This is a genomic window from Aliiroseovarius sp. ABM4_368, from assembly GCF_056161205.1.
Map to the genome: position 1 here is coordinate 97144 of NZ_JBSWYR010000004.1, position 11889 is coordinate 109032.

Annotated in this window: 14 protein-coding genes; 5 read left to right on the plus strand and 9 right to left on the minus strand. The window is 61.0% G+C overall.

The window, feature by feature from the left end:
- Window positions 1-19: 19 nt before the first annotated feature.
- From ACXAH3_RS12475 to ACXAH3_RS12485, 3 genes are read right to left on the minus strand one after another with little or no spacing between them, the layout of a single operon-like run.
- Entirely contained in the window at window positions 20-676 is a 657-nt protein-coding gene (locus ACXAH3_RS12475) for a hypothetical protein (protein WP_474862419.1), read from the minus strand.
- On the minus strand, window positions 677-1210 hold the full coding sequence (locus tag ACXAH3_RS12480; protein ID WP_474862420.1) for a hypothetical protein: 534 nt from the start codon (window positions 1208-1210) through the stop codon (window positions 677-679).
- Between the two features lie 6 nt (window positions 1211-1216).
- Window positions 1217-2203: a 2-hydroxyacid dehydrogenase gene (locus ACXAH3_RS12485; RefSeq protein ID WP_474862421.1), complete on the minus strand. Its 987-nt coding sequence runs from the start codon at window positions 2201-2203 to the stop codon at window positions 1217-1219.
- Between the two features lie 134 nt (window positions 2204-2337).
- On the opposite strand from ACXAH3_RS12485, the gene ACXAH3_RS12490 reads away from it, so the two are divergent.
- Together ACXAH3_RS12490 and ACXAH3_RS12495 are read left to right on the plus strand one after the other, a co-directional pair.
- Window positions 2338-2871, plus strand: a complete 534-nt coding sequence (locus tag ACXAH3_RS12490) for an SH3 domain-containing protein (protein ID WP_474862422.1) — start codon at window positions 2338-2340, stop codon at window positions 2869-2871.
- Window positions 2872-2916: 45 nt separating this feature from the next.
- Complete coding sequence (locus tag ACXAH3_RS12495) at window positions 2917-3828, plus strand: cation diffusion facilitator family transporter (RefSeq protein ID WP_474862423.1); 912 nt, start codon at window positions 2917-2919, stop codon at window positions 3826-3828.
- On the opposite strand, the gene ACXAH3_RS12500 is transcribed toward ACXAH3_RS12495, so the two are convergent.
- From ACXAH3_RS12500 to ACXAH3_RS12525, 6 genes are all read right to left on the minus strand, one after another.
- Window positions 3825-5843, minus strand: coding sequence for a M3 family metallopeptidase (locus ACXAH3_RS12500; protein ID WP_474862424.1), 2019 nt, complete (start codon window positions 5841-5843; stop codon window positions 3825-3827). The genes ACXAH3_RS12495 and ACXAH3_RS12500 overlap by 4 nt on opposite strands.
- Window positions 5844-5950: 107 nt before the next feature.
- Window positions 5951-6190 (minus strand): hypothetical protein, encoded by a 240-nt coding sequence (locus ACXAH3_RS12505; protein ID WP_474862425.1) that lies wholly within the window; start codon window positions 6188-6190, stop codon window positions 5951-5953.
- Between the two features lie 123 nt (window positions 6191-6313).
- Window positions 6314-7345, minus strand: coding sequence for a HesA/MoeB/ThiF family protein (locus tag ACXAH3_RS12510; protein ID WP_474862426.1), 1032 nt, complete (start codon window positions 7343-7345; stop codon window positions 6314-6316).
- A gap of 1 nt (window position 7346) precedes the next feature.
- Complete coding sequence (gene dut, locus ACXAH3_RS12515; RefSeq protein WP_474862427.1) at window positions 7347-7811, minus strand: dUTP diphosphatase; 465 nt, start codon at window positions 7809-7811, stop codon at window positions 7347-7349.
- Window positions 7812-7859: 48 nt separating this feature from the next.
- The gene (coaBC, locus tag ACXAH3_RS12520; RefSeq protein ID WP_474862428.1) at window positions 7860-9059 is read right to left on the minus strand and encodes a bifunctional phosphopantothenoylcysteine decarboxylase/phosphopantothenate--cysteine ligase CoaBC; all 1200 of its coding nucleotides are present in this window, start codon (window positions 9057-9059) and stop codon (window positions 7860-7862) included.
- 66 nt (window positions 9060-9125) lie between these two features.
- Window positions 9126-9911: a ChaN family lipoprotein gene (locus ACXAH3_RS12525; RefSeq protein WP_474862429.1), complete on the minus strand. Its 786-nt coding sequence runs from the start codon at window positions 9909-9911 to the stop codon at window positions 9126-9128.
- Window positions 9912-9993: 82 nt separating this feature from the next.
- Between ACXAH3_RS12525 and cobU the strand changes: the two genes are divergently transcribed.
- From cobU to ACXAH3_RS12540, 3 genes are read left to right on the plus strand one after another with little or no spacing between them, the layout of a single operon-like run.
- Window positions 9994-10536: a bifunctional adenosylcobinamide kinase/adenosylcobinamide-phosphate guanylyltransferase gene (gene cobU, locus ACXAH3_RS12530; protein WP_474862430.1), complete on the plus strand. Its 543-nt coding sequence runs from the start codon at window positions 9994-9996 to the stop codon at window positions 10534-10536.
- Entirely contained in the window at window positions 10533-11117 is a 585-nt protein-coding gene (locus tag ACXAH3_RS12535; protein ID WP_474862431.1) for a histidine phosphatase family protein, read from the plus strand. The genes cobU and ACXAH3_RS12535 overlap by 4 nt, the downstream gene beginning before the upstream one ends.
- 57 nt (window positions 11118-11174) lie before the next feature.
- The gene (locus ACXAH3_RS12540; RefSeq protein ID WP_474862432.1) at window positions 11175-11864 is read left to right on the plus strand and encodes a glutathione S-transferase; all 690 of its coding nucleotides are present in this window, start codon (window positions 11175-11177) and stop codon (window positions 11862-11864) included.
- Window positions 11865-11889: the final 25 nt, after the last annotated feature.

Below are 11889 nucleotides of genomic sequence, written 5' to 3' on the forward strand. Positions count from 1 at the left end.
AACGACATTCCTGTCAGTTTCAGCGTGCCAGTGCGTCCGCCAACTGGTCCACGGGGATCACGGGCGTGATCAGAGCCTCAAGCTCTTTGCGGCGTGGGTGGTCCGGAACGAACAGCGTCATGCACATATAGTCCTCGACCAAGGCCGCCTGCCCTTCGAAATTGTACGACAGAAACGCGCCGGGTTCGCGGCCCGGCCAGTAATAGGGATCGCCGGGCTGAAAGCTCTCGGCGCCTGATTTATAGGGGGTATAGCCGGTGCGGTCGCGGTTTTGCCATTGCCAGACATGCACCAGCTCATGCGCCATCAAAAGCGCGTGGGGCATGGGCAGACTTTTGGGCCAGCCTTCGAACATGTCATCGCGATAGTAATCGCGTTTCAGATAGATCTGATTCCACAAGACGAACCCCGCCGGGAAGGTCCATTTTCGGTCGGGTTGCGCCACGCGATCACAGACGGTTTTCGGAATCTCTCGCGCTGCGGTTTTGGGCGCGCCCTCGGGAATCGGATCCGGTTTTGGAAGTGGCAGAGCGCCGACCCCGGCGCGGACGCGGACCTTGCTGGTGTCGAGGCTGTCGCCAAACAGGGTCCGCGACATCTCGACCTCGTTGTCTGACAAGGGGCGCGAGCAGGCGGTTAAACAGATTAACGCGACAAGGGCGGCTTGTTTGAACATCTAAGACCCTTCGGATGGGTTCATTAAAGGTATCCGCCGCGCCGAACGCACTTTCGCGCCCACATAGAGCAACCCGACCGCCAGCCCGATAATCCCCGCCAGATACGAGGTATCATGCAACATCGCCGCGCGTCCAAATCCGATTGGGTCAGCAGCGGCCGCGGGGACCGGGATATGGTCCATCGGCGGAGTGAAGGCGAGGCTGACCAAGCCCAGCGCCAAAGTGATCGCAACCACCAGAAATGCCGCCTGCAAAAACACCCGCAGCGCCCGAGCGGGCGACGGGATGCCCAGCGTCATGACTGCAATTGGAATGCCGATTACCAACCCCATCCACCAGCTGGCTTGCCAGCCCACATAGCCCACACCAATGCGGCTCTGCAAAAGCTCGGGGATGCGAAACTGCTGGAACTTGAAGGTGTGAAAATAGTCCGGCCCGACTGTGAAACTAATCTGGTTATGCAAGATGCCATAGCCCCCTGCCAGAACACAGTCGAAGCTGACCATCACCGGAAGTGCCAAAAGGCGGTGCATAACGGATTACAGCGTCCCCGGCACGACCTGATCGGGCGGACGGTGGCCGTCGGCGAAGGTCTTGATGTTGATCAAAACCTTCTCGCCCATCTCGACGCGGCCTTCGATCGTGGCCGAGCCCATATGCGGCAGCGCCACCACGTTTGGCAGGTCACGCAGACGAGGGTTGATATCATATCCATGTTCGTAAACGTCCAGACCGGCGCCTGCGATCTCTCCGGCGCGGAGCATCCGGGTCAAGGCGTTTTCGTCGATCACCTCGCCGCGCGATGTGTTTACGATCACAGCGTCGGGCTTCATCAGCTTCAAACGCCGCGCATTCATCAGGTGGAAAGTTGACGGCGTGTGCGGGCAGTTGATCGACAGGATGTCCATCCGCGCGACCATCTGGTCAAGGCTCTCCCAATAGGTCGCCTCGTACTGTTCTTCGATCTGCTGGTGCAGCCGTTTGCGGTTGTGGTAATGCACCTGCATCCCAAAGGCCCGCGCCCGCGCGGCGACCGCCTGACCAATGCGGCCCATACCCAAGATGCCTACGCGACGGCCCTGAATGCGGTGGCCCAGCATGGCGGTAGGGGACCAGCCCTCCCACTTGCCGGACGCCATTACACGGATGCCCTCGGGGAAACGCCGGGTGACGGCAAGGATTAGCGCGATGGCCATATCCGCCGTGTCATCAGCTGACACGCCGGGCGTGTTCGATACCAGAATGCCACGCTGACGGGCCGAGCCCACATCAATATGATCAACCCCCGCGCCATAATTGGCGATCAAGCGCAGACGCTCGCCTGCGCCTGCCAGCATATTGGCGTCGATCTGATCGTTGATGGTGGGGACCAGCACATCACAGCGCTTCATCGCGTCTGCAAGCTCGGCTTGTGTCATGGGGCGGTCATCGTCCCGAAGCTCGACGTCGAACAATTCCATCATCCGGGTCTCGACAACTTCGGGCAACCGTCGCGTCACGACAACACTCAGACGTTCAGCACTCATGCCAGGCCTCCCTGTGGCTTTTCTTTTGCGCGTGTCCCTGACAAAGTGACAAGGAACGAGGCAAGGTACAAGCTCTCACCGGATCGTAGGCGAAATAAAATTACGCGGGCGGTGTTGGGCAGCAGGAGATCGGCGTGAGTTTTCGATTAGGCATCCGTTTTGCGGCGAGTGTTTTGGCCGTGTGTCTGGCTGTGCAGGTGGGGCACGCGGAATCTGAAACCGCGCCCGAGATTAAGCAAAAGCGTGGCGTTGTCACCAACCTGCCGATTCCTCGGTTCGTGTCCCTGAAAGGGTCAGAAGGCAACGTACGCCGCGGTCCGTCCCTGCGCCATCGCATCGACTGGGTGTTCAAACAGCGCGGAATGCCCCTGCGTGTCATTGGTGAATACGAACATTGGCGGCAAGTTCAGGATCGCGACGGCGTCGGCGGATGGGTGCATTACTCGCTTCTGTCGGGCGTGCGTACGGCAATTGTCGATCAGGATTTGATGCCGCTATACAGCCGCGCAGACCCGGAGAGCCAGATCAACGCCTATCTCGAGGCGGGCGTTGTTGCACGGATCGAAAGCTGCGGTCCGGTGTGGTGCCGCCTGAAGGCAGACGGCATTCGTGGTTGGACCACCAAAGAAACGATCTGGGGCGTTGGCCCGGATGAAGAGATCAAGTAGCGCTGACAACTTGCGCGCCTCGACTACGTGGGCTAGCCCAGACATATGAACAAACCTGACAGCACCAAACTGAATCTGTCCGCAGGCGCCGCATCGGCGCTTGTCGCAGTGACGCTTGTGGCGCTGAAACTGTGGGCGCTGGGGGAAACGCAGGCGCTTTCAGTTGCCGCGTCGCTGGCGGACAGCGCAATGGATTTGATGGTCTCGCTTGGGGCTCTGGCCGCGATCTGGTATGCAGCACGACCCGCAGACGAAGATCACGCCTTCGGCCATTCCTCGGCCGAGGATCTGGCAGCACTGGGGCAAAGCCTATTCATTTTGGTATCCGCCGGGATCATTGCATGGGCCGCTTTGGCGCGTCTGTTGTCAGGAGAGCCCGCACCGATCATGTCCCATGAAAGCGGGATTTTAGTGATGGTCGTGTCCATCGTGCTGACGCTTGCCCTTGTCTTGTGGCAGCGCCACGTGGCCACGCGCACAGGATCCGCAGTCGTGAAGGCCGACAGCCTGCATTATCTGGGCGACCTAATCCCCAACATTGGCGCGATCCTATCCCTTTGGGCCGCCGCGTGGTTCGGAATGGAGCAAATCGACAGCGTCGTCGCAATCGGAGCGGCGATCATGCTGGCCGTTGGCGCGCTGCGCATTTTCAAAACCGCGTGGGACGGGCTGATGGACCGCGCCGCTGATCCGGCCGTGATCGAAGGGGTCGAGTCCATTGCCCGCAACCACCCCGGCATTCACGGGTTTCACGATCTAAAGACCCGCCGGTCAGGCTCAATCACCTTTATCAACTTGCATATCGAGCTGGATGGGAGCCAAACGTTGGACGAAGCGCATTCCATCGGCGCCAGCCTGCGCCGCGCCATTCTGCACGCCTATCCCAACACGGATGTGTTGATCCACAAGGATCCTGTGGGGGTCGAAACACATCCGGACGACCCCCAAAAGACTTAAGCCAACCCGCGCCCTTTCAGAAGCGGCTCGACCCCGGGCAAACGCCCCCGGAACGCGGTGTAAAGGTCTGCCGCATCGATCGATCCACCTTTGGACAGGATGTGTTCCTCTAACTTCTCGGCCATCGCGGGGTCGAACGCATCGCCGGTTTCGGTGAACGCATCAAAGGCGTCGGCGTCCATGACTTCGGACCACATGTAGCTGTAATAGCCCGACGAATAGCCGTCGCCCGCGAAGACATGGGCGAAATGCGGGGTAGCGTGGCGCATGCGGATCGCGGCGGGCATATCAATGCGGGCCAGCGTTTCGGCCTGCGCCTGCATCGGATCGGCAGGGGCCGCGCCGTCATGGAAATCCAGATCCACGATGGCCGAGGACAGAAACTCGACCGTTTGGAACCCGGTATCGTGCGTGGACGCGGCCAACAGCTTGTCCAACAGCGCCTTCGGCATCGCCTCGCCCGTTTTGGCGTGGGTGGCAAACTTGCCCAACACTTCGGGCACCTCCAGCCAGTGTTCATACAGCTGGCTTGGCAGCTCGACGAAATCTCGTGCCACGGACGTGCCCGAGATCGACGGATAGGTCACATCGGACAGCATCTGGTGCAGCGCGTGGCCAAACTCGTGAAATAGCGTCCGCGCATCATCCCAAGACAGAAGGCCGGGCTGGCCGTCCTCGGGCTTGGCGAAGTTGCAGACGTTTACAACGATGGGCCGGATGTCGCCTGCCAGCTTCTGTTGGCTGCGCATCGCTGAACACCACGCGCCCGAGCGTTTGGACCCACGGGCAAAATAGTCGCCCACGAAAACCGCGATATGTTCGCCATCGCGGGTCACTTCCCACGCGCGGGCATCCGGGTGATAGAGCGTCACATCCAAAGGCGAGAACTCCAACCCAAACAGGCGGTTTGCAGTGTCAAAGGACGCCTCGATCATGCGGTCCAGTTGCAGGAATGGTTTGATCTCGGCCTCGTCCAGATCATGTTCGGCCTCACGCCGGCGTTCCGCGTAAAAGTGCCAGTCCCACGGCTCCAAATCACCATTATGACCGTCAGCATGCAGCATATCTGTCATTCTGGCCGCATCTTTGTTCGCGGCGTCGCGGGCCGGTTCCCAGACTTGCATCAGCAAATCGCGCACCCGGTCAGGGGTGCCCGCCATCTCGGTTTCCAGTTTGAAGGCAGCGAAGCTATCATAGCCCAAAAGCCGCGCCCGTTCCTCGCGCAGTTTTAGTGTTTCAGCAGCAATAGCACGGTTGTCCGTGTCGCCGCCGTTTGCGCCACGCGCGGTGTAGGCTTCATAGGCTTTCCGGCGCAAATCGCGACGGGTGGAGTGCTGCAAGAACGGCGTGATGACCGAACGCGATAGCGTAACGGCAGGGCCATCCACGCCCTTCTCGGCCCCAGCAGCGCGGGCGGCGTCCAGTACGAAATCGGGCAGACCTTCCAAGTCACCTTCGCCCAACGGCATGAACCAGCTACGCTCGTCCGCCAAAAGGTTCTGTGTGAATTCGGTTCCCAGCGTGGCGAGGCGCTCTAACACCTCTTTCAACCGATCCCGATCCGCGCCTTCAAGCAGCGCGCCCGAGCGCACGAAACGGCGGCGGGTCAGCATTAGAACACGCGCCTGTTCATTAGTCAGACCCAGCGTGTCGCGGGCCTGCCACAACGTCTCGATCCGCTGAAACAGCGCCGCGTTCATCGTCACCTCGGACGAAAACGCCGCCAGAAGGGGCGAGAATTTGCGCTGCAATTCCTCACGCGCAGGGCTGCTGTCAGCGCCCGCCACATTGTAAAACACACCCAACACACGGTCGAGCGGCGCGTCGGAAAGCTCTAACGCTTCGATCGTATTGGCAAATGTCGGCGCATCCGGGTTGTCCGTGATGGCTGCAATCGCCGCACGAGTATCGTCGAGTGCCGCATGGAACGCCGGTTCGAAATCAGCGTCGGTGATCTGGGCGAAGGGCGGCAGGTCAAAGGGCGTGTCCCAAGCGGACAGAAGCGGGTTGGTCATGGGGATCTCCTTTGAGGGAAAGCTAGGGGGAGAGGGAGGGGAATGGAAGGGGGACCGTCAAGGTGGTTGCGAGACATCGTTTTAGCCAACGACAATCGGCCACTCAGTCAATCGCCTCCGTCTCCATCCCCATCGGAGTCCCATGCTCCGCCCGGCTCTGATGGATCTTGAAGCGATGTTCTTTCGCCGCCGTGCCATTCAATCCAGACATAAACACCGTCACCACGGCGACGAAGAGACTTACGGCGGACACGATTTCGATAGATTGTGAACGTCAACACACATGCGACCAAAACCGCGCCAATAAAGCTGAACTGCCAGCCATTTTCGGAATCCCAGCTAAGCAATAGCCTCTCCTACAATGTTGCTATTCTTAATCAGTTGCAACCCTGACGCGAGAATGCAAGTCTCATGATAGACATCATGATCACGAGCAGCACAAATCGACGCGACAGCAGTTTTTTCTCGCATCAACCACAACACTCGCACCCCTCGCGCCGCTTCGTCTTGATCACTCGCGTCTCGGCATACATCGCGTCATAGATCAGCATCCGACCGCGCAGGCCCTCGCCCGCGCCGGTGATTTCTTTCACCGCCTCCGTCGCCATGATGCCGCCGATGATGGCAGGCAGCGGACCTACGACGCCGGCTTCTGAACAGGACGAGGCCAAACCGGGGGCCGGGGCTTCGGGGAAGATACATTGATAGCAGGGCGCGCCGTGGGCCGGGTCGAAGGTCGAGACCTGCCCTTCCCATTGGCTGAGCGCGCCACCAATGACTGGCTTGCCCAGTTTGGCGGCGACGCGGTTCACCAGATATCGCGTCTCGAAATTGTCCGAGCCTTCGAGGATCAGATCGTAATCCGCCAGAAGATCCTCGGCGATGTCTTCGGTCAGTCGGCGATTATAGGGCTCTACCTCGATCGCAGGGTTTTGGGCGCGCATGGCGGCCTCGGCCGAGAAGACTTTAGGAATGCCGACGTCGGCGTCGCGGTGGATCACTTGCCGTTGCAGATTGGAATTATCGACCACATCATCGTCAATCACGCCAATGGTGCCGACGCCTGCCGCAGCCAAATACAAAAGCACGGGCGAGCCAAGACCGCCCGCGCCGACGACCAGGACGCGGGCCTCTTTCAGGGCAACCTGCCCCGGCCCGCCGATCTCACGCAGTACGATATGGCGGGCATAGCGGTCCAGCTCGGTATCCGTGAAGGGGCCGTCATCAGTGTCGGCTTTGGGGGCCGCAGGTGCGCGGGCGCGAAGCCACGCCAGCCCGCGCGCATAGAGCGCCGCCAGACCGATCCCGGCAAAGAACACCGCCCAGATGGTGAAGTTCCCACCAAGGCTGGCGGTGATTGGATTGCCCGCAGGCAGGACCGAAAAGCTAAGCAAGATGACTGCCGCCATAAGCCCGGTCAGGAACCAGCGCTGCAGCTTCGAGAAGCCCATATACGCACCGCCCAGCCAGATCAGCGCCAATATCAGCAGCACCCAAATCATGTCAGCCGCGCCCGGTGGACCCAAAGCCGCCCGCGCCGCGCGAGGTGTCGCTGAGGTCACCCACCAAGGTAAACCCTGCCTGTTCCACGGGCGCAACAACAGCCTGCGCGATGCGCTCGCCATGACCGATGGTGAAGGACTCGGCACCCAGATTGATCAGGATCACCCCAAGCGGCCCGCGATAGTCGCTGTCGATTGTACCCGGCGCATTGGCCAGCGTTACGCCATGCTTGGCCGCAAGGCCCGAGCGCGGACGGATCTGCATTTCAAACCCATCCGGGATCTCAACACGCAATCCGGTGGGCACGATGCGCCGCTCCATCGGAGCCAGAACCCAGCCCTCAGTCCTATCCGCCTCGGGCAGGTTGGCACGCAGATCAGCGCCAGCGGCCCCAGTCGTCTCATACGATGGCAGCGCCACGGACACATCCGCGCCGTCGTCCCGAACTACTTTGATTTGCGGCATCTGCCCCTCATTTTCTTGTCCCAAATACCTCCGCCGGAGGCATGAAATCTAATCCGCCAGCTCATCCGCGATCCGCGCCGCCAGTTGGCGGGCGACGTCATCCTTGCTCATGCGCGGCCAGACATCCGCGCCGCCTTGACTGATCAGGGTCACAGCATTTTCAGACCCGCCCATGATCCCGGTTTCCGGGCTGACATCATTGGCGACGATCCAATCACAGCCTTTGCGTTCGCGCTTGGACGTGGCGTTGGCCATGACGTCATCGGTTTCGGCGGCAAAGCCCACAACCAGCTCGGGGCGGCCCTTCTTCATCTTGGAGACCCGGGCAAGAATATCCGGGTTTTCGTCAAACTTCAGAACCGGCAGGCTGCCCTTGCCATCTTTCTTGATCTTGCTTTTCGACGCCGATGCGACACGCCAATCGGCCACAGCGGCTGCAAAGACGGCGGCATCGGCGGGCAAAGCGGCCTTCACGGCTTTCAGCATTTCTTGCGCGGTTTGCACTTTTACCACATTCACCCCCTCGGGCGGCGGCACGTCCGCCGGGCCGGTGACAAAGGTCACATCCGCCCCAAGCGCTGACAAAGCGCGGGCAATTGCCGTTCCCTGCGCCCCGGACGAGCGGTTGGCGATATAGCGCACCGGGTCGATCGGTTCATGCGTCGGGCCCGAGGTGACAAGCACATGCTTGCCTGTCAGGGGGCCATCCATCAGGGCCGCTTCGACGGCCGACACAATCTCAAGCGGCTCGGACATGCGGCCCGGACCGAACTCGCCACAGGCCATGGCGCCTTCGTTCGGGCCAACGAACAGAACGCCGTCGCCTTTCAATGTTTCGACATTGCGTTGACAGGCAGGGTGTTCCCACATGCGCACATTCATCGCCGGCGCAACCAGCACGCGCTTGTCCGTCGCCATCAATAGGGTCGAGGCCAGATCATTCGCAAGCCCCCCCGCCATCTTGCCCAGAAGGTCCGCCGTGGCGGGCGCGGCGACCACCAGATCGGCCGCGCGCGACAGCTCGATATGGCCCATCTCGGCCTCGTCGGTCAGGTCAAACAGGTCAGTATATACCTTGTTGGCCGCCAGTCCCGACGCGGATAAAGGCGCCACGAATTCCTGCCCAGCTTTGGTGATCACGGGCGTCACCTCGGCCCCGCGTTCGCGCAGACGCCGGATTAGGTCCAAGGATTTGAAGGCAGCGATACCGCCGCCGATGATCAGAAGGATGTGTTTGCCTGCCAGCATGGGGATCCCCTTTGAAGTATCTTCAAACAGTTACGGGACCGCAGCCTGCCTTTCAATGGGCAGGTTCTATTTGAACTGATCGCAAGGGTCCGGTCGTTCAGGCGCGGCGGCGTCCAGAATGATGTCAAACCCACCCTCGGGCGGCACGCCATCCTCGCCCTGCCCGACCGCAATCACGTCCAATTCCGGCGCGACGCGCGACAGATAGGATGGCACGCCCCAATCCTTGCGCGCATGGCCGTTGCCGGTAATGACGACGACTGGCCCGTCGGTTTGGTCAACCGCCTGCACCACACCTGCTGCCAGCGTCGCATCGCGCAGGCGCTGCACTTCGATCATGCCGCCCATCATCTCGCGTGGCATGGCGTCGCAATGGGCTTGAAACTGAAGCTCGATACGTTGGGAGCGTTGATCTTCCGGCAAGTCATCCACCAACCCATAGGCAACTGCATCCCCTTGAAAATGCGCGGAAACGCCTTCGGAATAGGTAGCACGCGCGACCTCGCGCGGGACGGCAGCACCAACGATCGGACCAGTATGGGCCTGAAAAATCGGCAGATACATCTGGAAATCAGGCCAACCGGTTTCGGCCCAAGCGTCGGCATAGCCCGCGGGGTTAGCCGCCAAGTCGGTGGCATCCTCGGCCCCCAGCATCTCGATCACCAGAGCGGCGGGCGACAGGGCGTCGACGATCTGTGCCTGTGTGGCGTGGTGGGTGGGGTTGTCGTGCACCTCGCCCACGATCACGACATCAGCAGCCTTAAGGCGCGCCAGATCATCGGCGGTCAGCGCAATGTCTTGCGCAAGTGCAGGGGTCGCAAGCGGGATCAGGGCGACAAAAAACTGTTTCATGGCCTGACGTTAGGACGGACAGCCGCAGACCACAAGCGGTTTCGCCTTGACGCACTATAGCCGGCAATGTCACGTCAATTGCATGAGCATTTCTCTTCCTCACTTGACCCTTGTTCTGGGCGGCGCGGCCTCTGGCAAGTCGGACTATGCCGAGCGGCTGGTCACAGCCACCAAGCGCCCGATGCTGTATATCGCCACGGCGCAGTCCTTTGACGCGGAAATGGAAGATAAGATCACCCGCCATCAAGCGCGGCGCGGGGACGGGTGGCGAACTATTGAGGCGCCGATGGACGCCGCAGACGCCTTTAATTGCGCACAGGAAAACGAAGTCGTCTTGTTCGATTGCGCGACCATGTGGCTGTCGAACCAATTGTTCGCCGAGGCTGATCTGGGCGCGGCCGAGACCGCATTGTTCACGGCCATGTCCGACTGCGCGGCCCCCGTCGTCGTCGTCTCGAACGAAGTCGGCGCGGGCATCGTGCCGGAAAATGCTCTGGCACGACGCTTTCGACAGGCGCAAGGAGAGCTGAACCAGCGGATCGCACAGCGCGCGAATCTGGTGGTCACCGTGATGGCGGGGCTACCTTTGACCCTTAAAGGTACTCTCCCGGACGGCGCGCCATGACAACGCCGGTCACATGGTGGTGGGTGCGCCACGGACCCACACACGCCAAGAACATGGTGGGGTGGCGGGATTTGCCTGCGGACTTGTCGGACACGGCGGGTTTGGCCCGGCTGTCAAATCATCTGCCCGACGATGCTGCAGTGGTTTCCAGCGACCTGATCCGCGCCACCGCCACCGCAGATGCCATTCAAGCCGGGCGTACGCGTCTGTCGCATCATCCTGACCTGCGTGAGTTTCACTTCGGCGATTGGGACGGGGTCGGCTGGAACGAGATCGCGACCCGCGACCCGGACCTGTCGCGCGCTTTTTGGGAAACGCCGGGCGATCACCAAGCGCCCGGTGGTGAAAGCTGGAACCAGCTGTCAGCACGGGTTTCGGGTGTGGTGGACCGGCTGAACGGCGCGGGTCACAGCAACATCATCGCCGTCGCCCATTTCGGTGTGATCTTAACCCAGATTGCGCGGGCGGGTGGCATGACGGCCTATCAGGCGCTGGGTCATAAGATCGACAACCTGTCTGTGACGCGCCTGAATTGGGACGGGGCCGGCTGGTCTGTTGGGGCGATCAATCACCTGCCGTGAACGATAGCGTCACAAATTGGAAATTGCGCGCGTCGCATCCATCGTTACGCTAAGCCCATGACCTATGACCTTTATATCGGAGACCAGAGCTTTTCCAGCTGGTCCCTGCGCGGTTGGTTGATGTTCGAGGCATTCAACATCCCCTTCCGCTCGCATCTGGCGGGGCTGTATAGCGGCACCTTGAAAGAAGATCTGGCCGAACTGGCCCCGGCCCGATTTGTGCCGGTAATGAAAACGCCTGAAGGTGTACCCGTGGGCGACACGCTGGCGATGGCCGAAACCTTGGCCGAGCGTCACCCGGATGCGGGACTGTGGCCAGCAGACCCTGCAGCGCGCGCCTTGGCGCGGTGGCTGGTGGCGGAAATGCACTCGGGCTTTGGTGCGTTGCGCGGGGATTGCCCGATGCAGCTGTTAGGTGTTGTCGAGGGTTTTAAACCTTCAGACGCGGTTCTGGCAGATCTGGCACGGATCGAAGAACTTTGGACCACCGCGCGCGCGAAATTCGGACGCGATGACAGCCCATGGCTGTTCGGGGATTACTCGCTGGCGGATGTGTTTTACGCCCCCGTTGCCGCGCGGATTGCCGGTTTTGGCTTACCTGTCAGCGCAGACGCTCAGACCTATGTCGCGGCGCATCTGGCAGAACCCGCGTTTCGAAAATGGCGGGCCGAGGGGCTTTTGAAGTCCTATGACCCGGTGCCCTATATCGACGGTTTACCCCTGTCGGATTGGCCCGACCCCGCTTAAACACTGTTGTTGATCGGGGCGCGTT

Coding starts and splice junctions, on each gene's coding strand:
- ACXAH3_RS12540 (WP_474862432.1), top strand. CDS start 11,175: ATGACCTATGACCTTTATATCGGAGACCAGAGCTTTTCCAGCTGGTCC.
- ACXAH3_RS12510 (WP_474862426.1), bottom strand. CDS start 7,345: ATGATTTGGGTGCTGCTGATATTGGCGCTGATCTGGCTGGGCGGTGCG.
- cobU (WP_474862430.1), top strand. CDS start 9,994: ATGAGCATTTCTCTTCCTCACTTGACCCTTGTTCTGGGCGGCGCGGCC.
- ACXAH3_RS12480 (WP_474862420.1), bottom strand. CDS start 1,210: ATGCACCGCCTTTTGGCACTTCCGGTGATGGTCAGCTTCGACTGTGTT.
- ACXAH3_RS12525 (WP_474862429.1), bottom strand. CDS start 9,911: ATGAAACAGTTTTTTGTCGCCCTGATCCCGCTTGCGACCCCTGCACTT.
- ACXAH3_RS12485 (WP_474862421.1), bottom strand. CDS start 2,203: ATGAGTGCTGAACGTCTGAGTGTTGTCGTGACGCGACGGTTGCCCGAA.
- ACXAH3_RS12535 (WP_474862431.1), top strand. CDS start 10,533: ATGACAACGCCGGTCACATGGTGGTGGGTGCGCCACGGACCCACACAC.
- ACXAH3_RS12495 (WP_474862423.1), top strand. CDS start 2,917: ATGAACAAACCTGACAGCACCAAACTGAATCTGTCCGCAGGCGCCGCA.
- coaBC (WP_474862428.1), bottom strand. CDS start 9,059: ATGCTGGCAGGCAAACACATCCTTCTGATCATCGGCGGCGGTATCGCT.
- ACXAH3_RS12500 (WP_474862424.1), bottom strand. CDS start 5,843: ATGACCAACCCGCTTCTGTCCGCTTGGGACACGCCCTTTGACCTGCCG.
- ACXAH3_RS12475 (WP_474862419.1), bottom strand. CDS start 676: ATGTTCAAACAAGCCGCCCTTGTCGCGTTAATCTGTTTAACCGCCTGC.
- dut (WP_474862427.1), bottom strand. CDS start 7,811: ATGCCGCAAATCAAAGTAGTTCGGGACGACGGCGCGGATGTGTCCGTG.